23 protein-coding genes and 1 tRNA gene are annotated in these 22,382 nt (G+C 66.0%); 10 read left to right on the top strand and 14 right to left on the bottom strand.

Annotation, left to right across the window (positions count from 1 at the left end; translation table 11 throughout):
- The first annotated feature begins 52 nt into the window (after positions 1–52).
- The 3 genes from VH499_RS07285 to VH499_RS07275 all read left to right on the top strand — a co-directional run bounded on the left by VH499_RS07285 (position 53) and on the right by VH499_RS07275 (position 3,916).
- Positions 53–1,642 (top strand): NAD(P)/FAD-dependent oxidoreductase, encoded by a 1,590-nt coding sequence (locus VH499_RS07285; RefSeq protein WP_332052036.1) that lies wholly within the window; start codon positions 53–55, stop codon positions 1,640–1,642.
- An 87-nt stretch (positions 1,643–1,729) separates the two neighbouring features.
- Positions 1,730–3,073 (top strand): LLM class flavin-dependent oxidoreductase, encoded by a 1,344-nt coding sequence (locus tag VH499_RS07280; protein ID WP_332052035.1) that lies wholly within the window; start codon positions 1,730–1,732, stop codon positions 3,071–3,073.
- The gene (locus VH499_RS07275) at positions 3,074–3,916 is read left to right on the top strand and encodes a GNAT family N-acetyltransferase (RefSeq protein WP_332052034.1); all 843 of its coding nucleotides are present in this window, start codon (positions 3,074–3,076) and stop codon (positions 3,914–3,916) included.
- Positions 3,917–3,923: 7 nt separating this feature from the next.
- Here the strand turns inward: VH499_RS07275 and VH499_RS07270 are convergent, their stop codons facing one another.
- From VH499_RS07270 to VH499_RS07255, 4 genes are read right to left on the bottom strand one after another with little or no spacing between them, the layout of a single operon-like run.
- Complete coding sequence (locus VH499_RS07270; protein ID WP_332052033.1) at positions 3,924–4,238, bottom strand: cytochrome c; 315 nt, start codon at positions 4,236–4,238, stop codon at positions 3,924–3,926.
- Between the two features lie 11 nt (positions 4,239–4,249).
- Positions 4,250–5,440: a molybdopterin-dependent oxidoreductase gene (locus VH499_RS07265; protein WP_332052046.1), complete on the bottom strand. Its 1,191-nt coding sequence runs from the start codon at positions 5,438–5,440 to the stop codon at positions 4,250–4,252.
- Between the two features lie 28 nt (positions 5,441–5,468).
- A complete protein-coding gene (locus VH499_RS07260) occupies positions 5,469–6,353 on the bottom strand; it encodes a DMT family transporter (RefSeq protein ID WP_332052032.1) in 885 nt (294 codons plus the stop codon).
- 14 nt (positions 6,354–6,367) lie between these two features.
- A complete protein-coding gene (locus VH499_RS07255; RefSeq protein ID WP_332052031.1) occupies positions 6,368–6,799 on the bottom strand; it encodes a DUF4864 domain-containing protein in 432 nt (143 codons plus the stop codon).
- A gap of 132 nt (positions 6,800–6,931) precedes the next feature.
- Here VH499_RS07255 and VH499_RS07250 point away from each other — a divergent pair.
- The 4 genes from VH499_RS07250 (at position 6,932) to VH499_RS07235 (ending at position 9,221) form a co-directional block, all read left to right on the top strand.
- Positions 6,932–7,008 (top strand) — tRNA-Arg (locus VH499_RS07250).
- 140 nt (positions 7,009–7,148) lie between these two features.
- Complete coding sequence (gene alkB / locus VH499_RS07245) at positions 7,149–7,799, top strand: DNA oxidative demethylase AlkB (RefSeq protein WP_332052030.1); 651 nt, start codon at positions 7,149–7,151, stop codon at positions 7,797–7,799.
- Positions 7,800–7,910: 111 nt separating this feature from the next.
- Positions 7,911–8,429, top strand: coding sequence for a methylated-DNA--[protein]-cysteine S-methyltransferase (locus VH499_RS07240; RefSeq protein ID WP_332052029.1), 519 nt, complete (start codon positions 7,911–7,913; stop codon positions 8,427–8,429).
- Between the two features lie 30 nt (positions 8,430–8,459).
- A complete protein-coding gene (locus VH499_RS07235; protein WP_332052028.1) occupies positions 8,460–9,221 on the top strand; it encodes an SDR family NAD(P)-dependent oxidoreductase in 762 nt (253 codons plus the stop codon).
- On the opposite strand, the gene VH499_RS07230 is transcribed toward VH499_RS07235, so the two are convergent.
- The 4 genes from VH499_RS07230 to VH499_RS07215 form a co-directional block, all read right to left on the bottom strand.
- On the bottom strand, positions 9,211–10,032 hold the full coding sequence (locus tag VH499_RS07230) for an SDR family NAD(P)-dependent oxidoreductase (protein ID WP_332052045.1): 822 nt from the start codon (positions 10,030–10,032) through the stop codon (positions 9,211–9,213). The genes VH499_RS07235 and VH499_RS07230 overlap by 11 nt on opposite strands.
- A gap of 21 nt (positions 10,033–10,053) precedes the next feature.
- On the bottom strand, positions 10,054–10,929 hold the full coding sequence (locus tag VH499_RS07225) for a shikimate dehydrogenase (protein ID WP_332052027.1): 876 nt from the start codon (positions 10,927–10,929) through the stop codon (positions 10,054–10,056).
- A 66-nt stretch (positions 10,930–10,995) separates the two neighbouring features.
- Positions 10,996–11,661 carry a hypothetical protein gene (locus VH499_RS07220; protein ID WP_332052026.1) on the bottom strand — a complete coding sequence of 222 codons (666 nt, stop codon included), beginning with the start codon at positions 11,659–11,661 and terminating at the stop codon, positions 10,996–10,998.
- A 172-nt stretch (positions 11,662–11,833) separates the two neighbouring features.
- Positions 11,834–12,316 carry a peroxiredoxin gene (locus VH499_RS07215; RefSeq protein WP_332052025.1) on the bottom strand — a complete coding sequence of 161 codons (483 nt, stop codon included), beginning with the start codon at positions 12,314–12,316 and terminating at the stop codon, positions 11,834–11,836.
- Between the two features lie 128 nt (positions 12,317–12,444).
- Between VH499_RS07215 and VH499_RS07210 the strand changes: the two genes are divergently transcribed.
- On the top strand, positions 12,445–13,044 hold the full coding sequence (locus VH499_RS07210; protein WP_332052024.1) for a YqgE/AlgH family protein: 600 nt from the start codon (positions 12,445–12,447) through the stop codon (positions 13,042–13,044).
- Positions 13,045–13,113: 69 nt separating this feature from the next.
- Here the strand turns inward: VH499_RS07210 and VH499_RS07205 are convergent, their stop codons facing one another.
- Entirely contained in the window at positions 13,114–16,626 is a 3,513-nt protein-coding gene (locus VH499_RS07205; protein ID WP_332052023.1) for an indolepyruvate ferredoxin oxidoreductase family protein, read from the bottom strand.
- Positions 16,627–16,785: 159 nt separating this feature from the next.
- Here VH499_RS07205 and VH499_RS07200 point away from each other — a divergent pair, with 159 nt between their 5' ends.
- Positions 16,786–17,625, top strand: coding sequence for a universal stress protein (locus VH499_RS07200; protein ID WP_332052022.1), 840 nt, complete (start codon positions 16,786–16,788; stop codon positions 17,623–17,625).
- Positions 17,626–17,699: 74 nt separating this feature from the next.
- On the opposite strand, the gene VH499_RS07195 is transcribed toward VH499_RS07200, so the two are convergent.
- Genes VH499_RS07195 through VH499_RS07175 form a run of 5 tightly spaced genes read right to left on the bottom strand, consistent with a single transcriptional unit; the run spans position 17,700 to position 21,513 of the window.
- Positions 17,700–18,185 carry a tetratricopeptide repeat protein gene (locus VH499_RS07195; protein WP_332052021.1) on the bottom strand — a complete coding sequence of 162 codons (486 nt, stop codon included), beginning with the start codon at positions 18,183–18,185 and terminating at the stop codon, positions 17,700–17,702.
- Between the two features lie 56 nt (positions 18,186–18,241).
- A complete protein-coding gene (locus tag VH499_RS07190) occupies positions 18,242–19,912 on the bottom strand; it encodes an adenylate/guanylate cyclase domain-containing protein (protein ID WP_332052020.1) in 1,671 nt (556 codons plus the stop codon).
- 4 nt (positions 19,913–19,916) lie between these two features.
- Positions 19,917–20,267 carry an arsenate reductase (glutaredoxin) gene (gene arsC / locus VH499_RS07185; protein WP_332052019.1) on the bottom strand — a complete coding sequence of 117 codons (351 nt, stop codon included), beginning with the start codon at positions 20,265–20,267 and terminating at the stop codon, positions 19,917–19,919.
- Positions 20,268–20,302: 35 nt separating this feature from the next.
- A complete protein-coding gene (locus tag VH499_RS07180) occupies positions 20,303–20,857 on the bottom strand; it encodes a regulatory protein RecX (protein ID WP_332052018.1) in 555 nt (184 codons plus the stop codon).
- A 14-nt stretch (positions 20,858–20,871) separates the two neighbouring features.
- A complete protein-coding gene (locus tag VH499_RS07175; protein ID WP_332052044.1) occupies positions 20,872–21,513 on the bottom strand; it encodes an HAD-IA family hydrolase in 642 nt (213 codons plus the stop codon).
- Between the two features lie 141 nt (positions 21,514–21,654).
- Between VH499_RS07175 and VH499_RS07170 the strand changes: the two genes are divergently transcribed.
- Positions 21,655–22,314, top strand: coding sequence for a TetR/AcrR family transcriptional regulator (locus VH499_RS07170; protein ID WP_332052017.1), 660 nt, complete (start codon positions 21,655–21,657; stop codon positions 22,312–22,314).
- Positions 22,315–22,382: the final 68 nt, after the last annotated feature.

Raw genomic sequence — 22,382 nt, 5'->3', positions numbered from 1 at the left:
CCGAGGCAAGAGCCGGCTTGCGTCCCGTGGGCTGTCGGGGTCCAATTCGATCATGGATATGGACTTCGATGCAGTGATCGTCGGCGCGGGCTTCGCCGGAATGTACATGCTCCATCGCCTGCGCCAGGGCGGGTTCTCGGCCCGCGTTCTCGAGACGGGCAAGGGCGTGGGCGGGACCTGGTACTGGAACCGCTATCCCGGCGCCCGCTGTGATGTGGAAAGCGTCCAGTACTCCTACCAGTTCTCGCCCGAGCTCGAGCAGGAATGGGAATGGACCGAACGCTACGCCACCCAGCCCGAGATTCTGCGCTATGCCAACCATGTTGCCGACCGGTTCGACCTCCGGCGCGACATCCAGTTCGAGACGCGCGTCACCAGGGCGACATTCGACGAGCAGGAGAACCTCTGGATAATCGAGACCGGCGCGGGCGAGAGGCTGGTCTCCCGCTTCGTCGTCACGGCGATGGGCTGCCTTTCCTCGCCCAATACGCCGAAGATCCCCGGCCTTTCCGAATTCAGGGGCCCGACCTACCACACGGGCAGTTGGCCGCACGAAGGCGTCGATTTCAGCGGCAGGACGGTGGGCATGATCGGCACCGGCTCCTCGGCCATCCAGTCGATCCCGCTCATCGCTCGGCAGGCCGAGCACCTCACGGTGTTCCAGCGCACCGCCAACTACACTGTCCCCGCGCACAACGCGCCGCTCGCTCCCGACTATGTTCGGCAGGTAAAGGCGGACTATCGCGAAATGCGGGCGCGGGCCAAGACCAAACCGGCGGGCATCGACTTCGACATCAACTGGGCTTCGGCCGTCGAGACGTCCGAGGCCGAGCGCGCGCGCGTCTTCGAAACGCGGTGGGCCTACGGCGGATTGGGCTTCATCGCCTCCTTCGCCGATCTCCTGCTGAATGACCAGTCGAACAAGACAGCGGCGGACTTCGTGCGCGCCAAGATCCGCGAGATCGTGAGGGATCCCCGGACAGCCGAGATCCTGTCGCCCAGGAACATCATCGGCTGCAAGCGTCTGTGCGTCGATACCGGCTACTGGGAGACCTTCAACCGGCCGAACGTCACGCTGGTCGATATCGGCGATGAGCCGATCGAGCGCATCACGCCGAGCGGCTTGCGTGCCAAGGGGTCCGACTACGATTTCGACTGCCTCGTGCTGGCGACCGGCTTCGATGCCATGACCGGCGCGCTGCTCAACGTCGATTTCCGTGGCCGTCGCGGCATCGCGCTGAACGAGGCGTGGCGTGACGGTCCGAAAACATACCTCGGCCTGACAGTCGCGGGTTTCCCCAACCTCTTTACCATCACCGGGCCTGGGAGCCCGTCCGTGCTCACCAACATGCTTCCGTCGATCGAGCAGCATGTCGAATGGATCGCCGACTGCCTGGAGGCGATGCGCACCAGGGGCCAAACCGTGATCGAAGCGACCGGGCCGGCGCAGGAGGCCTGGGTGCATGAGGTCGGCAACTCGGCCAGCATCACGCTGCGTGCGACCTGCAGCTCGTGGTATGTCGGCGCCAACATTCCCGGCAAGCCGCGCGTCTTCATGCCCTATATCGGCGGGTTGCCCGCCTATATCGCGGCGTGCGAGGAGGTCGTCGCCGGCAGCTACAAGGGCTTCGCGTTCTCCTAGACGGCTGACCGCCATGTAATGGCAGCGCGAGTTCTTGTCGTTCGGGCCCATCTTGCGCAACGGCGCAGCGGGGCCGAGATTGATCGCATGACCCAACGCCAGCTTCGTCTCGGCGCGTTCATGCGCCCGGTCAGCATCCATACCGCAGCATGGCGCTATCCTGGCGGCACGCCCGACGCCAACTTCAATCTCAGGGCGCTGATCGACTACGCCCGGACGCTGGAGCGCGGCAAGTTCGATGCCTTCTTCATGGCCGACCATCTCGCCGTGCTGAACATGCCGATGGAGGCGCTGAAGCGCTCGGCGACCGTTACCTCTTTCGACCCGTTGACGCTACTGCCCGCGCTCGCCCAGCACACGGAGCATCTCGGGCTGATCGCCACGGCGTCGACCACCTTCGAGCCGGCCTACACCATCGCGCGCCGCTTCGCTTCGCTCGACCATATCTCGGGCGGCCGCGCCGGCTGGAACCTGGTGACGACTTCCAATCCGGACGCCGCGCTGAATTTCGGCATGGACGAGCAGATGGGGCACGCCGAGCGCTATGCCCGCGCGCGAGAATTCTTCGATGTCGTCACCGGCCTCTGGGACTCGTGGGCCGACGACGCCTTCATCCGCGACGTCGAGAGCGGCATCTACTTCGATCCGGCCAAGCTCCATGTGCTCAACCACGAGGGCAGGTACCTGAAGGTGCGCGGGCCCTTGAACATCGCGCGGCCGATCCAGGGCTGGCCGGTGATGGTGCAGGCGGGCGCCTCGGATGCCGGTCGCCAGCTCGCGGCCGAAACGGCGGAGGTGGTGTTCGCCGCCGGCGGTCCGATCGAGACCGGCCGCGCCTTCTATGCCGATGTGAAGAGCCGCGCCGCCAGGATCGGACGCAACCCCGACCACATCAAGATCCTGCCCGGCGCCTTCACCGTCGTGGGTTGCTCGCTCGACGAGGCGAAGGAGAAGCGGGCACGGCTCGATAGCCTGGTGAGCTACGACAGCGGTATCGCCGCGCTCTCGATCGCTGCCGGCGTCGACGCGCGCAAGTTCGATCCCGACGGGCCGCTGCCCGAGATTCCGGAAACCAACCAAAGCAAGAGCGGCCGCGAGCGCGTGGTCGCGCTGGCGAAGCGCGAGGGCCTCACCGTGCGCCAGATCGCGGGGCGCCTCGGCGGTTATGGCGGACTGGGCATGATGGGCACGCCCGAGATGATTGCCGATCAGATGGAAGAATGGCTCACCACGAACGCCTCGGACGGCTTCAACGTCATGTTTCCCTATCTGCCGGGCGGGCTCGACGATTTCGTGAACAAGGTCGTGCCCGAGCTGCAGCGCCGCGGGCTGTTCCGCACCGAGTACGAGGGCAGGACCCTGCGCGAGAATCTCGGCCTGCCGCGGCCCGGCAACCGCTTCTTCGCCTCGGCCGCGAAGGCGGCGGAATAGATGTTCGAGGTCGGTGTCGGCAGCGCGGCGGACGCATGGCGCATGGCCGAATGGGCGGCGGAAGAGGGATGGAATCCCGGCAACGCAGACATGCAGGCCTTCTTTGCCACCGATCCCGGGGCCTTCCTGATCGGCCGCCTCGGCGGCGAGCCGATCGCCTGCATCTCGGTCGTCAGGTACGGCGCGGCCTTCGGCTTCCTGGGCTTCTATATCGTGCGGCCGCCGTGGCGCGGGAAAGGTCATGGTCTGCGGATCTGGCAGGCCGGCATGGCGCGCCTGGACGGCCGCAACGTCGGGCTCGACGGCGTCGTGGCCCAGCAGGACAACTACCGCAAGTCAGGCTTCCGCCTCGCCTGGAACAACGTCCGCCATGTCGGCCCAGCCCCGGCAACCGTACCGCTGCCATCCGGCGTCACTCTCGACGACGCGCCCGCCATACCGTTCGACAAGCTCGCGGCCTATGACCGGCGCTTCTTTCCCGAGCCCCGCGATTCTTTTCTCGCGGCCTGGATTTCCTTGCCCGAGCGGGCCGCGCTCGTCGCGGTGAAGGACGGTGTTATGGCGGGGTTCGGCGTGATCCGACGGTCGAAAGCCGAGGCCCGACTCGGGCCGCTCTATGCCGCGTCGCCCGATATCGCGGGGGCGCTCGTCGCCGCCCTGGCGGGGCGTCTCGCCGTGCGCGACGTGGCGCTCGACGTGCCGGAAATCAACAAGCCGGCGGTGGCGCTCGCTGCCGATCTCGGGCTCAAGCCTTCGTTCGAGACCGCGCGCATGTACACCGGTCCCGATCCCCTGATCGATCGGGCCGGGCTTTTCGGCGTGACCAGCTTCGAACTCGGCTAAGGGTCGATCAGTAGGTCACCGACAGGTAGTCGACGATCTTCGGCACGTCCTCCTCCTTGATCGGCGCGCCATAGACCTTGATCATCTTGGTCACCTCGGCCTGCCAGAAATCCTTCTTGAATTTCGGGCCGCGCGGCTGGGTCTGGATGTAGTCGGACGAGTGGCAGGCGCCGCAATTGCCCTGCACGACGTCGAGGTTGGGTCCGGGCTTGAGGGTCGCCGTTTCCTCCGGCAGGTCGTAGTTCAGCGGCTTGGCGCTGACCGGGAGGGCGATAGCGGCGCTGCCGGCGACAAGAAGGCCAACCAAAGCGAAGCGATTCATGGCCGGTCTCCTTAACCTGCCGTCACGTGGACGGCTTCGATGACGTTGCGCATGTAGCCCGCCGGATTCCAGCTCGCCGTCGCGGGCTGCGTCTCGCCCTTGTTGCTGGTGGCGCGCGCCTTCAACACATGCGCCCCGGCCGCGAGCTTCACCGGCAACTGCCATTCGCGGAACGAGTACCTGCCGAGATCCTGACCGAGCTTGGCCGGCGTCCAGCTCTTGCCGTCGTCGGTGGAAACCGCGACCTCCTTGATGCCGCTGCCGCCATCGAAGGCGATGCCCTTCAGCGTCAACTCGCCGGCCTTCACCTTGGCGCCGTCGGCCACACTCGTGATGAACGAGCGCACATCGAAGCGGTTGATCGGCACCGTCGCCTTGGGCGCGGTGCCAGGCTCGACGCAGTGACAGTCGTTGTCGGGGATGCGGTAGGCCGACTTCATCCAGAAATTGTCGAACACCGTGTCGATGACGGTGACCTCGTTCAGGTGCTTCACCCAATAGGTGCCGTAGTAGCCCGGCACGACGAGGCGCAGGGGGAAGCCGTTCAGGAACGGCAGGTCGGCGCCATTCATCTGGTAGGCCAACATGACCTCACCGTCGCGTGCGTGGTCGATGTCGAGCGCCTTCACGAAGTCCGGCGTGGTCTCGAGCACGGGGCCGTCCATGCCGTTGAACGTCACCTGCTTGACCCCGGCCTGGACGCCGGCCTGGTCGAGCACCGCCTTGAGCGGTACGCCGCGCCAGCGCGCATTGCCCATGGCGCCGTTGCCCGACTGGCCGCCGGGCACGCGCGGCTCGAAGAAGCCGCGGCTGTTGCCCGAACACTGGTTGACCGCGACGATGTCGACGGACGGCATGCGCTTCAGGTCGGCCAGCTTGAGCTTCAGGGGCTTGTTCACCTTGCCCTTGATCTCGACCGTGAAGGTATCGGGGTCGATATCGAGCGGCAGTCCGGCGAGATGGTAGCGTACGAAGAAGGCGTCGTTGGGCGTGATCGCGCCTTCGTTGAAGACGGAGAACGGCGTCTCGAGCTGCGGCGGCCTGGACGTGAGGCCGATCATTGGCCGCTTCTGCGGGTATTTGACGATTGGCCGTTCGCCGTTGCCGATCGGCAGGGTCACCGTGTCGGCGAGCGCCTGCAGCGGACCGAATGCGGCGGCCAATGCACTGGAACCTTTGATCAGACCTCGTCTGTTGATCACGGCATCCTCCCGGGTCGTCATGCCGATTCTATCCAACGCTCCGGCCGGGGACCAGCGCCAGCCAGAGCGAGATTACGGTCGAGCCGATCGCCACCGCCTGCAGCGGCGACAGCGGCTCGTGCAGCAGGATCATGCCGCTCAACACGGCGACGATCGGGATGGCGATCGAGGAAAGCGCCGCGACCTGGGCGGGCAGAAGCTTCACAAGGGCAAACCACGCCGCCGTGCCCAGCGCCATGGGGATCGCGCCGGTGTAGAGCGTCGCGACCATGACCAGTGTCGAGGGCAGGTGCGCCGGCGGCCCGTCGATCACGACTGCACCCAGCACGATGGGCGGCCAGGCGGCCGCGACCTGCCAGAAGGTGAGGGAGAGGCCCATGCCGGGCCAGGACGTGCGCTTGACGACGAAGGTGCCGATCGCCCAACAGAGTCCGGCGAGGAGTCCCCAGAAGAGGCCCCAGGGTGCCCCGGCGTAGCTTGCGAAATTGGGTGCCATAAGAGCGACCACGGCGGCGGCCCCGATCAGGATCGCCGCCAGCAGCCGGCCGGTCAGCGGTTGGCGGAACACCACGAAGCCGATCAGTGCCACCCAGAGCGGCATGGTGTAGGCGAGCACCGAGGCATGGCCGGACGGGATGTAGAGCACGGCGAGCGAGGTGGCGATGTTCCAGACCGTGAGGTTCATCAGAGACGCCAGAATGAGCGTCGGCCACTTACCACGCGGGACCGTGAGGGACTCGCCGCGCAGGCGCAGCACGACGTACAGAACGACGATCGCAACCGTCAGCACGACGCTGCGGAAGGTGAGGACCGGCAACTCTGCGAGCGCGATCCGGAACAGCGGCCAGTTGGTTCCCCAGACCAGAGTGAGGCCAGCCAGCAACGCCAGCACCTTGGGCGAAAGGCGGGTCATACGCTACGGGAGAGTCAGGCCTGGGGATCGTCGGGCGCGCGCAGATAGCAGCCGTCGATACGCCACCTGCCGTCGGGCAGCCGCATCATCGGGTAGAACGCGGTGACGGCGCGGCCGTCCGGGCCGATCACGTCGACCTTCTGCGTAGGCGCACCGTTTAAGGTCACGATCTCGCGGAAGTCGAAGGATCGCGGACGGTAGACCGGCTGATAGCCCTGCCGCACCATCGCTATGAAGGTGGCGGACGTGCCGAACATGGCCTGGATGGCGGGCGATGCATAATCGAACGCGGCATCTCCGTCGTCGCGCCGGAAGGCGTCGACCTGGGCCTCGATGGTCTGGCGAATGGCGCCGCGATCGGCCGCCGACAGCGCTTCCTGCGCCAACGACGGCCGGACAAGGCCCGCCAGCAGCCCGATCAAGGCAAGAACCCGCCACAACGTCATGATGATCGAGCGGTTAGACCGAAAGTGATGATTTGCCAAGACTTTGCGCCACTTGATTGCGATGGGCCGCCCGAAGCCGCCCTTTCGGCCCGGCTTGCAAGCCCGGGACATCTTCATTAGAGAAGTCCCGCCGCGCCCGTAGCTCAACTGGATAGAGCATCTGACTACGGATCAGAAGGTTAGGAGTTCGAATCTCTTCGGGCGCGCCACTTTCTTGTTGATTTCCAAGCTTGGCCTTCCCGTCGGTGTAACCGCTGCCACGTCCCCGTCGCTCAGCTGGGTAGGGCAGAGATTGCTGGACCGCGTTTGCTTTGGCCATCAGCTGCTATCGCGAAGCGCGGGGTGAGACGTGAACGATCTTTTCGAGGACGTTGCAGCGACGCTTTCCGCCCGCGAGCAGATGGCGGCGGGCGCGGTCCTGCTGCGCGGCCGGGCGCTCGCCCTGGAGGACGAGATCTTGGCCGGCCTCGAATCGGTGGTTGCGATCGCGCCCTTCCGGCACATGACGACGCCGGGCGGCTTCGTCATGTCGGCCGCCATGACCAGTTGCGGTATTGCGGGCTGGGTGACCGACCGGACCGGCTATCGCTACGACCGCACCGATCCCGCGACCGGAAAGCCGTGGCCAACCATGCCGGAAAGCTTCCGCCGGCTTGCGAGCGAGGCGGCGACTGACGCGGGCTATGCCAACTTCACGCCCGACAGCTGCCTCATCAACCGCTACCTGCCGGGTGCGCGACTCTCGTTGCACCAGGACAAGGACGAGCGCGACTTCGCCCAGCCGATCGTCTCGGTGTCGCTCGGCCTGCCGGCGACGTTCCAGTTCGGCGGCATCAGGCGCGCCGATCCGGTCGTCAGGCATCCGATGCGCCACGGCGACATTGCGGTGTGGGGCGGACCGTCGCGGCTCGTCCATCACGGAGTGCTCACGGTCAGGGATGGCGATCATCCGAAACTCGGCCGCCAACGCATCAATCTCACCTTCCGCGCCGCGCTCTAATGCTGTGTCATCTCGAACGCAACGAGGAAACCGCCCGAATTCGCGGCAAACGCCGGAGTGTCGCTGATCTCCAGATCCCCTAGATGAGGTCTTCCTCGCAGGGAGACCATCATGTCGGAAATCCTTCGCTACACATGGGGCGACAGCTCGCTCGGCGATTTCCTGGTCGCGGCCTCGGAGAAGGGCGTCGTGGCCTTCGAGTTCGTCGATCGGCGCGATGCCGCAATGGACGCACTGCGTATCAGATTCCCGGACGCTGTCCTGGAAGCCGACGGCAAGGCGCTCTCGGAGCTCGTGGTCATGCTACGGGCGCTGATCGAACGGCCCGAGCGCATGCCCCGCATTGCCCTCGATCCGCGCGGCGACGACTATCAGAAGACAGTCTGGTCGATCGTGCAGGAAATCCCCGCCGGCGAGACCACGACCTACGGCGCTCTCGCGGCCAAGCTCGGCAGCCGCGATGCGCGCGACGTGACCGCAGCGATCGCCGCCAACGCGATCGCGCTTCTCATTCCCTGCCACCGGGTTGTGAAGAAGGATGGTTCGTTGTCGGGCTACCGCTGGGGGACGAAGCGCAAGCGCACTCTGCTCGAACGCGAACGGCGCGCCGTTTCCTTTCAACTGGCGTGATCATGCGAGCGGAGGGTAGGGTGGCGCCCCATGACCGCGATCACTCGTGTTTGCCTCGTGACCGGCGCCTCGTCAGGGATCGGCGCCGCCACTGCGCGGGCGATCGCCGCTCCGGGAAGCGCGATCGTCCTGCATGCCCGCAAGAACAAGGCCGGCCTGGAGAAGGTCGCCGCTTCGGTGTGCGAGGCGGGGGGCGAGGCGTTTCTCCTCGAGGCCGATCTCGCCCATCCCGGCGCGGCCGGACGTCTGGTTGGTGAGACGGTGAGGCGATTCGGCCGGCTCGACGTGGTGGTGAGCAATGCGGGCTTCGCCGACAGCCGTGCCATCGGCGAGATCGATCGCGCGACATGGGACGCGAGTCTCGCCGCGATGACCACCGCGTTCTTCGAGCTCGCCACGGCTGCCAAGCCGCTTCTTGTGAACGCGGGCGCGGGCGGCCGCCTGGTGGGTGTCTCGTCCTTCGTGGCGCATGCCTTTGCCCGTGGCGTCATGAGCTTTCCCGCGAGCGCCGCTGCCAAGGCCGGTCTCGAGGCGCTGTCGCGCGCCCTGGCTGCCGACCTCGCCTCCGCGGGTGTCACGGTGAATTGCGTGGCGCCGGGCTTCATCGAGAAGGATGCCGGCGCGCACGCCGCCGTGCCGCGCGAGCGCATGGCCAAGGTCAGCGAATCGATCCCGATGGGTCGCTACGGCAGGCCGGACGAGGTCGCAGCGGTGATCGCCTTTCTGTGCTCGCCGGCCGCCAGCTACGTCACCGGCCAGACCATCCACGTCAACGGAGGCCTCACCCTTTGAGGTCGGTGAGTTCGAGGCTGAGCCTGCGCAGCCTGGCGCGCGCTTCGGCGTCGTAGGCCTGGCCGTTCGCCCGGGCTTCGCGCAGCACGTTGAAGTAGAGGCCGCTTCTGCCCTCGACGGAGGGCCCGATCGCGAGATTGAGGATCGCCTCGGCGCCGTCTTCGACGCGACTGGTCGGCGTCGTGCCGGATTGGCGCACCATGGTCGTGTTCATGTACGTCGACGGATGCAGCGCGTTCACGATCACACCCGAGATCCTGATCTCGTCGGCGAGATCGATCGTGAACAGGATCTGCGCCAGCTTGCTTTGGCAGTAGGCGGCAACGCCGCTGTAATGCTCGACGAGCATCACGTCGGAGAAGTCGATCGCCCGCTGACCGGCCGAGGAGACGTTGACGATGCGGGCCGGCGCGCTCGTCTTGAGAAGCGGCAAGAGCAGGCGGGTGAGCAGGAAGCCAGCGAGATAGTTCACGGCAAAGCGCAACTCGTGCCCGTCCGCGCTCACCTGCCGCCCTGGCTTGTTGCCGGCGGTGCCGATGCCGGCATTGTTGACCAGGAGATGGAGCCGGTCCGTGGTGGCCGCGACCGCCTTCGCAAGCTCGCGCACCTCGCCGAGCGAGGCGAGATCGGCGCGCAGGAAGGTGGCGCTGCCGCCCGCCTGCTCGACCTCGCGCACGACCGCCGCACCCCTCGCGCGGTCGCGACCATGCACGAGGACCCGAAAGCCGGCCGCTCCTAGCCGCACGGCGACGACACGACCGACGCCGTCGGTCGCGCCCGTCACGAGGGCCGTCTGTCCCTTGTGCTGCATCATGCCGAACTCCGCTTGTCTTCAGGCAATCGAGCGCACCAGGCGAACGACATCGACACCCTTGCTGTCGATGCCGAACCAATCGAGATACATCGGGATCTGGTGGTCGAGCATGTGGCGGCCGTGATGAATGCGCCGGCCGTGGGTCCTGGCGCGCTGCAGCAACGGCGTCTCCACCGGACTCATGATCACTTCGGCGATCACGGCGTCGGCATCGAGCGTCATCGGATCGAAAGACAGGGGATCGCCCGGCCGCAGGCCGAGCGGTGTGGCATTGATCGCGTAGTGGATGCCTTTGGGAGGATGCTCGGCCGCGATGCCGGCTACCGGCACGTCGGGATAGAAGCGCGACAGCCGGTCGAGCCCGGCCTCGGCACGATCGGCCTTGAGCTCGGTGACGAGCAGGCGGCCGACCTTGGCCTCGCACAAGGCTGCCGCGATGGCGCCGCCCGCGCCGCCGAGGCCGACCAGCCAGACGCTGGCGCCGCGTACGCGATGCCCCTGGGCTTCGAGGCCGGCCACGAAGCCCGCGCCATCGGCCATGTCGCCCGCCAGTGTACCGTCGGCCTCGCGCTTCACCAGATTGACGCTGCCCGCGGCCTGGGCGCGGCGGGTGACGCGGCCGAGCAGCGGCAGGATCGCCGTCTTGTGCGGGATGGTCACGGTGAAGCCGCCGAGATTGCGCATCTTGCCAAGCGCGTCGAGCATCAGCGGCAGCAGCGGGGCCGCGCCTTCGAACGGCAGCCATGCGGCATTGGCGCCGACCGCCGCGAAGACCTGCGGCATGATGCCGGTCATGCGCAGCTGGCGGATGGGATCGCCGATCGTGCCGTAGAGCCGGGTTGCGCCATTGACGGCGAACTGGCCGGTGAAGAGAGGCGGCTCGGGCAGATCCATGACCGCACCATAGACGAAAACGGCGGGACCGCGAGGCCCCGCCGTCATGTCGATATGCGCCGCGCCCTAGCGGACGATGGCGATGGTGAAGGCGCTTTGCACGCTGTAGACCGCGGTCAGTTTGTCGCCAGGCTTCAACGTCGCCAACGCCGCTTTCCCCTGCTCCGATTGGATCACCGGCAGCCGAATGACTTCGCCGCTGTCGGGCGCCGGCGCGTCGGGTTCGCCGGTCGAGGCATTGATGATATCGACCGTGGAGTGCGACGGATCGGTCGCCACTACCATGCCGGTCATCTCGAACAGGCGGACCTTGTGCAGGCTCCCCGGGAAGCCTTCGATCCGCGCGCCCTGGGCAACCATCGCCTTGGCATGGGCCGACGCCTCGGGCGTCGTCTTGGCGATCAGGAAGTCGATATAGTCGTACCAATGGACATCGACCGTCTGACCGACCTTGAGTTCGTCATAGGCATTGCCCGGGTAGCCGCTGGTCGTCTTCACGACCATGTCCGAAGCCTTCATCTTGACCCGGCCGAGATCGTCGAACATGACAACCAGTCCGCGGGTCTTCGGATCGAGACTGTGGATCGTGCCACGTTTGAAATTCTGGTAGCGGGTCGCGATGTACAGGTCTTCGTCCGCCAGGGCCGGCAGTGGCACTGCCGACAGGGCGGACGTCGCGACCGTCGCGAGCCCGAAATATTTCAACGTCGTACGGCGCCCAACACTCATCATTGCACATCTCCCTCGTAGTGCAGGTTCAATACCCTGCAGGATGCAAGCATATTCCCAAGGGAGAAGCGCTTCCAATATTTGATCCCGGCCGATATTTGCCGGTTGACGAGCAAGAACGGCAGGACCTGCTCCAGTCCCGCCGCCGGTATTTTCCGCGCCTGTGACGGAAAAATCAGAGGTGCTTCAGCACGTTTTCGGCCGAAGACACCTCGAAGGCCCCCGGCTTCTCGACGAACAGATCCTTGATGACGCCGTCATTGACGATCATGGCGTAGCGCTGGCTGCGCGTGCCGAGGCCAAATTTGGACCCGTCCATGGTGAGGCCCATTGCCTGGGTGAATTCGCCGTTGCCGTCGCCCAGCATCATCACCTTGTCGCCGACTTTCTGGTCCTTGCCCCAGGCTCCCATCACGAAGGCGTCATTGACCGAGATGCAGGCGATGGTGTCGACTCCCTTGCCCTTCAGCTTGTCGAACTCCGAGACGAAGCCCGGAACGTGTTTCGCCGAGCAGGTCGGCGTGAAAGCGCCGGGCAGGGCGAAGGCCACGACCTTCTTGCCGGGGGCAAACAGCTCCTCGGTGGTAATCGGTTTGGGCCCTTCGGGACCCAACATGCGCAACGTCGCGTTGGGGACCTTGTCGCCGACTTTGGCCATGTCTCTGCTCCTGAAGAATGGGGACGGTCGGACCCTAGGATGCAGACCCGTCCTTGTCCATGCACCCCTCCCACTGCAAGGGCTTGATCTTTGCCCGGACAATCCCCATGGATTTGGAGGAACATAAGATGATGTCCGGGTCCTCGCCTGCGGCTTCGCTCGTCGGCCGCTTCCTGGTCGCAGCGCCATCCATGCCGGATGAGCGTTTTCAGAGGAGCGTGGTCTTCATCTGCAAGCACGACGACGATGGTGCGCTCGGCATCATCGTGAACAATGCCGTCGACGATCTGCCGCTCGGCCAGGTGTACAAGCAGCTCGGCATCGACGTGCCGGCGATGACGAGTCACCAACCGGTCCTGTTCGGCGGGCCGGTCGAAACCTCGCGGGGCCTCGTGCTGCACTCGGCCGACTACAAGCGCGAGGAGACGCTGCTGATCGAAGGGGGCATGGCATTGACCGCCTCGCTCGAGATCCTGAAGGACATGGCCGGCGGGAGCGGGCCCAAGAAAGCCTGGCTGGCGCTGGGGCATTCGGGTTGGGCGCCGGGCCAGCTCGATCGCGAGATGCAGGACAATGCCTGGCTGGTGGTCGACGCCGATCCCAACCTGGTATTCGACGCCGATTTCGGCGCGAAGTGGCAGCGCGCGCTCGATCTGCTGGGCGGGAAGGGCGATGGAAGTGGCCGCTTCGATCTGGCGTCCTATTCGCATCAGACCGGGCGCGCCTGAGAACGCGCGCAGTCGGTCCTCCGCCCGTACTTCCCGATATGGGCCATGCCGTCTCCCACTCGAGGACGACTACTCTGCCGCGACCTGCGCGCTGGCAGGAGCACGATACGCCGCCAGCAGCGACGCCTCACGCGCCTTGGCCGCCTGTACATTCTTCTCCTTGACGTGTCCGAAGCCGCGGATGCTTTCCGGGACCTGCGCGATCTGCACCGCCACCGCGTGATTGCTCTGGTCGAGCGTGACCAGAATGTCGTCGATCGTCGCCTCGTACTCGCCGATCAGGCGCCGTTCCATACGGCGCTCGTCGCTGCGGCCGAAGATGTCGAAGGCTGTGCCGCGCAGCCTCTTCATCGACGCGAGCAGTCGGAAGGCCGACATCATCCAGGCCCCGTACTCGCGCTTCTTCAGATGACCCGTGCTCGCATCTCGCTCGGCAAGGAGCGGGGGCGCGAGGTGGAAGGTGAGCTTGTAATCACCCTCGAACTGGCTGCCGAGCTTCCTCAGGAACTCGCCGTCGGTATAAAGGCGCGCGACCTCGTACTCGTCCTTGTAGGCCATCAACTTGTAGAGCGATTTGGCCACGGCTTCGGCAAGCCCGGACCGACCCTTGGCCTTTTCCTTCTCCACTTTCGCGACCTTGTCGACGAAGGCGCGATAGCGTTCGGCGTAGGCCGCGTCCTGGTAGGCGGTCAGCAGCTCGACACGCTTGGCGACGATCTCGGGCAGCGCGCGGGCGACCGGTTTCTCGACGCGCAGCGTCGGCTTGGCGGCCGACTGCACGGCCGGGAGATCGTGCGCGGCCAGCCGTCCCCAGGCGAAGGTGCGCTTGCTGGTCTCGACCGCGACGCCATTCAGCTCGATGGCCCGGGTGAGGGCCTCGAGTGACAGCGGCACCAGGCCTTTCTGCCAGGCGTAGCCCAGCATGAAGAGATTGGTGGCGATCGAATCGCCGAGCAGCGCCGTAGCCAGGCCGGTGCCGTCGACGAACGAGGTAGCCTCGTTGCCCGCGGCGTCGCGGATCGCCTTCATCATCGATTCCGCGCCGAGATCCATGTCGCCGTTCATCACGAACGCCGCCACCGGCTGCATATAGCCATTGATCACGGCCCTGGTGACGCCGGGCTCGATGCGCGACAGCGCGGCGGGAGATGCCGCCACGACCATATCGCAGCCCAGCACGAGGTTGGCGCCACCGGCCGCGATACGCACAGCATGCAGGTCCTCCGGCGCGGGCGCCAGCCGCACGTGGCTCATGACCGCACCGTTCTTCTGCGCAAGGCCCGTGAAGTCGAGCACGGTGCAACCTCTGCCTTCGAGATGCGCCGCCATGCCGATCAGCGCGCCGACGGTGATCACGCCGGTGCCGCCAATGCCGGTCACCAGGATGCCGTAGGCCTCGGAGAGCGGCCGCAGCGTCGGCATCGGCAAGGCGGCGAATGGATCGTCCTGCACCACCTTGAGCTGCGGGCGCTTCGCCTTGGCCGGCGTGCCGCCATGCACCGAAACGAAGCTCGGACAGAAGCCCTTCAAGCAGGAGAAGTCCTTGTTGCAATTGCTTTGGTCGATCTGGCGCTTGCGGCCGAGTTCGGTCTCGAGGGGTTTGACCGACACGCAGTTGCTTTGATCGGAGCAATCGCCGCAGCCTTCGCAGACGGCATCGTTGATGAACACGCGCTTGGCCGGGTCGGGGAACGTCCCGCGCTTGCGGCGGCGGCGCTTCTCGGCGGCGCACGTCTGGTCGTAAACCAGCACGGTGAGGCCGGGGATGTCGCGCAACTCGCGCTGCACGGCGTCGAGCTCGTCACGATGGCGAATGCTGACGCCATGAGCGAAGCCGGCATTGGGCGGATATTTGTCGGGCTCGTCGGTGACGACGACGATCCTTTTCGCCCCTTCGGCCTCGACCTGTCGGGTGATCTCGGGAACGCTCAGCGGCCCGTCATGCGGCTGCCCACCAGTCATGGCGACCGCGTCGTTGTAGAGGATCTTGTAGGTGATATTGATACCCGCGGCCGCCGACTGGCGGATCGCCATCAGGCCGGAATGGTAATAGGTGCCATCCCCCAGGTTCTGAAAGATGTGCTTCTCGGAGGTGAACGGCGCCTGCCCGACCCAGGAGACGCCTTCGCCGCCCATGTGGCTGATCAGTGAAGTGCGCCGTTCGGGCATCCAGATCGCCATGCCATGGCAGCCGATGCCGGCCATGGCGCGGCTGCCTTCGGGCACACGCGTCGAGGTGTTGTGCGGGCATCCCGAGCAAAAATAGGGCGTGCGCGCCACCTTGGGCGGCGGTGCGGCCAGAAGCTTCTCCTTCGCTTCGAGACGCGCGAGACGCTGCTTGAGCTCGGGCGAGTCGCCGCCATGCTTCATCAGGCGGTTGGCGATCACCATGGCGACGCCGGTCGGCGTCAGTTCGCCCTCGCTCGGCAGGATGATGCGCCCGGTCTCGTCGGCCTTGCCGATCACCAGCGGACGGCGGTCGGCCGGCAGGTTGTAGAGGATGCGGACCAGTTGATCCTCGAGGTTCGACCGCTTCTCCTCGACCACGATCACCTCGTCGAGACCCTCGGCGAAGCGGCGGGCGCCCTGCGGCTCGAGCGGCCAGGTGAGGCCGACCTTGTGAAGGCGGATGCCGAGCGCCCTGGCGCGCTCGTCGTCGATGCCGAGGTCCTCCAGCGCCTGGCGCGTGTCCAGATAGGCCTTGCCGGTGGTCATGATGCCGATGCGCGCGCGTGGCGGATCGATCACGGTGCGGTCGAAGCCGTTGGCACGCACGAATGCCTGCACGGCCGCCATCTTCGGCCCGTGCAGACGCCTCTCCTGCTCCAGTGGCGGATCGGGATTACGGATGCCGAGCCCGCCCGGCGGCAACTGGAAGTCGGTCGGCAGCACGATCCGGATCCGCTCGGGATCGACCCAGACCGACGCGCCCGATTCGACCGTCTCCGAGATCGCCTTGAAGCCGATCCAGCAGCCCGAGTAGCGCGACAGGGCGAAGCCCAGGATGCCGAAGTCGAGATACTCCTGCACCGTCGCCGGGTTGACCACCGGGATCATCGCCGCGGCGAATACCTGCTCGCTCTGGTGCGGCAAGGTCGAGGACTGGCAGCCGTGATCGTCGCCCGCCAGGGCAATCACGCCGCCGTGCGGCGAGGTGCCGGCAGCATTGCCGTGCTTCAGCACGTCCATCGAGCGGTCGACGCCCGGACCCTTGCCGTACCAGATCGCGAACACCCCGTCGACGGTGGCTGACGGAAAGAGATTGGTCTGCTGACTGCCCCACACCGCGGTCGCAGCGAGATCCTCGTTGAGGCCGGGCTGGAAGTGGATGTTGTTCTCCTTCAGGTATCGCTTCGCACCCCAAAGGGCGTTGTCGTACATGCCCAGTGGCGAGCCGCGATAGCCCGAGATGAATCCACCAGTGTTGAGCCCTGCCCGGAGGTCGCGCTGGCGCTGCATCATCGGCAGGCGGACCAGCGCCTGGATCCCGGTCAGGTAGACGCGGCCCTTGTCGAGCCGGTAGCGGTCCTCGAGGGCATAGTCACCGAAGACGAGGGGAATAGGGGTGAGGGCGGTGCTCATCGCTGAATGTCCTCCCGCAAGGGGACTGAACCGACGTTCACCGGAGAATAGCGGTCCGGACCGATGCGGGGAAAGACCGTAGGCCCGGCCTTTGAGATGGAATTTCGCAGCCCACGGGCGTTATCTGCATTGTACGGCCGCGACCGTCAGGGAGGAGTCATGGGGTACAGGACAATTCTGGTGCATTGCGATGCCGGCAAAACCGCCGCCGTTCGCATCGGCGTGGCGCTCGACCTCGCCGCGCGCTTCGATGCGCATCTGATCGGCGCCTACGTCCGTCCCCGGTTCGAGGCTCCCGTCTTCGGCGACGGCAGCTTCGCCATGGACGCGCTCTACCGGAACTACGAAACCTCGGTGAAAACCGACGAGGACGCTGCAGCGGCGCTGTTCGACAAAGGCACGGCCGGCAAGGGCCGCCCGACCCAGTGGCGGACAACCGACGGCTATGCCGACGAGGCGCTGGCCCAACTGGCGCACGGCGCTGATCTCGTCGTGGTCGGACAGCGCGAGCGCGACGCCGTGACGATGGGAGCGCAGCCCGATCTCCCGGAGCGGTTGGCGCTGGCCAGCGAGCGCCCGCTGCTCGTGGTGCCCTATATCGGCGTGAGCAGCGTGCCCGGCGGCAAGGTGCTGTTGTGCTGGAACGGTCGTCGCGAGGCCGGACGGGCGGCAATGGGCGCTCTGCCACTCCTCAAGAAGGCGGAGACCGTCTCCGTGCTGACGATCGATTCCTCCAAGGACGAGCAAGAGGCAAACGCCGCCTCGGCGTCCGAGTTCATGGCCTGGCTCGGCCGCCATGGCGTGAAGGCGTCCCTGCTGCACGACAGCGCCAGCGATTCCGACATTGGCGACATCATCCTTTCGCGCGCGGCCGACAGCTCGGCAGATCTGGTCGTGATGGGCCTCTACGGCCATTCGCGCACGCGCGAGATGGTGACGGGCGGCGCGAGCCGCACGGTGCTGTCGAGCATGACCGTGCCGGTGCTGATGGCGCATTAGGCTTTCGAGGCGGCACGCGCCCTCGCGCGCTTGGATGCGCCGAGCGCGCGAGCCGTACGCCACGGAGAAGAGCCCTAGTTGGTCGGCTTCTTGCCGGCCTTGTAGCTCGCGATTGCCGTCTTCAGCATGCGGTACTCGGTGCAGCCAAAGACGCAGATCGTATCCAGGCGCGCGAGCTGCTGTTCGGCTTCGGCTGGCCGATCCAGCATCAAATAGGCCTCGCCAATATACTCGTGCGCCCCGATGTGCTTGGGATCGAGCGAGAGTGCCTGGTTGTAATACTGCAGCGAGCCGTTGGGATCTCCCGACTTGCGGGTCGCATATCCCATGAGCGTGTAAGCGTCGGCATTCTTCGGATCCTTGGCGACGACCTGCTGCAAGAGCGGCATGGCGCCCTTGTAATCCTTCGCCTCGATCATGGCCTTGGCGCGCGCATAGCCGGAGTCGGTGACCTTGGCGGGGGTGCTGTCCACGCCGTCGCTCCCGCCGCCTGCGGCGTAGGCCGGCGCGGCAAGCGCCAACGCAAGAAACGCGACGCCGGAGAGTAGGGTCGAACGCATGAGTGCCTCCCTTTGCTGGACCGATTGTTCTGGACGTACCGGCCGACGCAACGAAATTAAGATGACAAGCTCGTGAGATCGGTGGCGTGGGTCATCGCGCACACCGTCAACTTTCCCTGGCGGCCCCGTATTTCGACGTCGTGGCGCGCCGCAGTCGGCAGGTCCATGCCGGCGCGGTCGAGCAGATCCTGCGACACCACGAGTTCGACGTCGAAATCCTTCGTGAGGGCTTCGAGCCGACTCGCCGTGTTGACGGTGTCGCCGATCGCCGTCAGGGACGACGTGCGCTCGAAGCCCATCTCGCCCACGATCGCCGAGCCCGCGTGCAGCCCGATGCCGATGCGCAGCGGCTGGTCGAGGTCGCCCGACAAGGCCTCGTTGAGGTCGTCGAGCGCGACGGCCATGCGGCGGGCGGCGTCCAGCGCCTGACGGCAGGCGGCTTGCGGCTCGGCATCGAGGCCGAAGATCGCCATCACGCCGTCGCCGATGAATTTGTCGATCCTGCCACCCGCAGCCTGCACCGCCTGACCGGTCGCACGGAAGTAGCGATTCAGGATGAATACGACGTCGTAGGGAAGACGACCTTCGGAGATCGATGTGAAACCGCGCATGTCGGCGAACAGGATGGCGACATACCGTTCGCCGCCATGCGCCTGGGGCTGCCGTCGGTAGGCTTCAACCGGGCCCGCCGAGGCGGGCAGCAGCAGCGTGATACGATAGCGACCCGGCGGGGGACGGAGCTGACAGGCGAGGCGGACGTCATCGGGCGCGCCGACGCGGGCCAGCACTTTCTGTTCCTCCGGCGAGGCCGGCGGCAGCAGGGCACGGTCGGGGCCGCGGATGCGTACCCGGCAGGTCGAGCAACGGCCGCGGCCGCCGCAAACCGACGCATGCGGTATGCCTGCGATCCGGCTCATCTCCAGGATGCTCAATCCGGTCGGCGCCGAGGCGGTTCTGCGGTCGCCGTAGGCGAGCACTACGGCACCGGCGCGGCGTTCCCAGAAATCGCGCAGCGGCCGAGCGACGAGGCACGCCAGCAACAAGACGATCGCGACACCCATCAAAGTATTGGAGATCGCATGGAGAGACGCCGCGCCCGCGGCGCCGGGCGCATGCGCCTGTTCGAAGACACTCCTCAGAAAACCCGGCCGTTGCGCCAGCTCGGCGAAGTCGCGCAAAGCAATGGCCGCACCGCCGAGACCCGCCGCCGGTACCAGCAGCGCGACTGCGTAGAGGAACGGCAGCCACGTGCGATACCAAGGCTTCAGTCGCCAGGCGAAGTGGATGCCGATGCAGGCGTGGATCCAGACCAAGAGGACCAGGCCGAATTGGCGAACGATCCCCAGCCAGGTTCCGACGACGAGTGAACCCAGAACCCACGGATAGCCGCTCTGCACGCCGAAGTAGTCGTGGGCGATGCGCGTGCCGACCACATGCAAGGCTCCGAAGGGAATGATCAGCGCGCCGAGGCCGAGCTGCGTCCACTCCCATCGCGAGAGCATGAGGGTGCGGCGGCGAAACAGCGCCCAGAAGGCGAGCGAAAGGTGCAGGAGCAAGCTGCCATAGAGGATGGTCTGGCCAGGCAGGCTCTGCCAGACGAAGACGAACCAGTGACGGCCCGCCTCCAGCACGCGCAGCGACACCAGGCCGAGCGCGTGATTGAGCAGATGCGTCGTGACGTAGGCGAGGAGGACGTAACCCGACCAGAGGCGCAGGCGCCCGATCATGGATCTACTTCAGGAGCGGCAACACCGCTTCGGGCGGCCGGCCGATGGCGGCGCGCTTGCCGGCGACGACGATCGGCCGCTGCAGCAGGATCGGATGAGCTGCAATTGCCCTGGCGATATCGCTTCTGCCGAGTTCGCGCGCGTTCTTTTTGAGGGCCTTGAATTCGGCCTCGCCATCGCGGATGAGCTCGGCGGGATCGCCGCCCACCAGATCGATCAGGGTTTCCACCTCCGCTTTACTCGGCGGCTCCTTGAGATATTCCCGAACGACCGGCGTCACGCCCTTCTTCCGTAACAGTTCGAGCGTCTGCCGGGATTTGCTGCAGCGCGGATTATGCCAGATAGTGACGGTCATGCTTCAACTCCCCGCGGGTTACCTTGGCCGGGTCTTCAAGATTCGTCCAGAGACGCGAGGCTTGGCGCGTCGATCACTTTTCGCGCGAGGTCGTAGTCGAAGCCGGCACGCGCCATGGTCGCCAGATCTCGTGCCCGCGCCTCCTTGCGTTCCTTTTCCGGCCGGTAGGGGCCAAGGCGCCGTCGGCGGGCGAGCGCAGCGGCGGCCTTCCATTCGCGCTGGCGCGGATCGGTGTGCAGCTCCTCGTCGAGGCCGGCCATTGCCTGGTCGAGAGTGTCGCCGTCGATTCCGGCAAGTCGCAGTTTGTGGCGCATGAGCTTGGTCGAGACACCGCGCCTGTGAAGGGCACGGGCCTTGGTCTGGGCGAAGGATTTGTCGTCGATCAGGCCCGCGTCGACAAACCCGGCAACGATGGCGTCGATCGCCTGTTGCACGTTGTCCATTATCTCGGCTTGGGCGATGTGCGCCTTGCGTACGCGGCGCTGCAGGACGCGGCGCAAGCCTTCGGCAGTGGCGGGGTAGCGCTCGAGATAGAACGTCGCCGCGTTCTGCAGGTACTTGGCGGTGATAGGCCGAGGCGGCCGTTTCAAGGAACCTCCGTTCGTCAGCGCAACGAAATGCCGACCATCGCCTCGAGCTCGGCGACCGCAAGATCGGGGTCGCCGACCTTGATGGTGCGCATGCCGAGCATCCGCGCCGGTTTGAGGTTGATGCCGAGGTCGTCGAGATAGACGCACTGCTCGGGTTCGACGCCGAGAAGATCGCAAGCGTGGCGATAGATGCGCGGGTCGGGCTTACGCATGCCGAGCTTGCTCGATTCGATCACATGCTCGAAGAGCGCCATGACCTCGGCAACCGCAGCGGCCTTCTCCGGGCTGCGCGTCATGGCCGGACCTTCGCCGGACTTCATGTTGTTGGTGATGCAGGCGACGCGGAACGCGGCCTTGCAGCGGCGCAAGGCCTCGACCATCTGCGGCCGAATGTCGCCACTGACGGCGTTCAGGACACGCCAACCGTCGATCTTGTGCCCGGCATCGAGCGCTTCCGCCTCGAACAGACGGACGAACTCCTCGAGCGAGACGTCGCTTCGCTCCATTTTCGCCCAGGCATTGGTGTCTGGATTGCGCGCGTTCAGTCCGCGAATGAAATCTTCGGGAAGTCCACTTTCGCGTTCATAGAGCCTGAAGGCCTCGAAAGGGCTGCTGAGAATTACGCCGCCGAAATCCCACAGGATCGCCCTGGGCATATTTGCATGGCTGATATTTTTCACGGTGCGACCGTCTTTACCTTGTTCCTGCCGCAGTCGGCTTTTATCTCACGCCCTCCATAGGCGACGGGCGAGGTCCTTGACTACCCGTCTTTCCTTCACACGATCGGGAAAGTGAAAATGAGCGAAGCAGCCGTTATGCCGCGCGGCAACGCCGTGCCAGCAGAGGTGAGCGACATGGTCCGGACGGATGGGCGCAATCGGCGGGCCGCTGCCACGCGCCGCAAGATCATCGAGGCCGCCAAGGCGATGATCGAGGAGACCAGCGAAGCGCCCACGGTCGTGGGGGTGGCCAAGCGCGCGGACGTGTCGGTCCGCTCAGTCTTCCAGCATTTCGGCGACGTACAGTCACTTTTTGTAACTGTCGTCGACAGTGTTGGCGAGAACGTCCAGATGACGGCCCCGCCGACCATCGACCGGCCATTGGAGGCGCGCGTCGAGGCGCTGATCCAGGGTCTCGTCGAGCTTTTCGACAAGATCGTTCCCTTGCGAGTGGCGGCCGGCCAGTTCGCCGGTCATCCGGCGCTCCTGGAGCGCGGTCTGGCACTGCGCCAGCAGTTGCGTGATGCCACGTTCAAGGCATTCGAGCCCGAATTTGCGGCATTGGCGGATCAGGCGGCCCGCGAGGAACTGGCCGACGCGATCGGGGCGGCCTTGTCGCTGGACGCCTGGATCGTGCTGCGTCGCCGGGACGGGCTGAGCGTCGAGCGGGCTGGTGCGATCTGGCGCCTGACGCTTACGGCACTGCTGGAGCACGAGCTGGGGAAAGCCCGGCAATAAGAGCACGGTCCGGCGATTGACTTGGCGTTGGCGATCAGAGAGTTAAGGGCCCGTTCAGGGGATCCAGC

This window comes from Reyranella sp., from assembly GCF_036558665.1.
GTDB lineage: Bacteria > Pseudomonadota > Alphaproteobacteria > Reyranellales > Reyranellaceae > Reyranella.
This window is presented reverse-complemented; position numbering and strand designations above follow the sequence as displayed.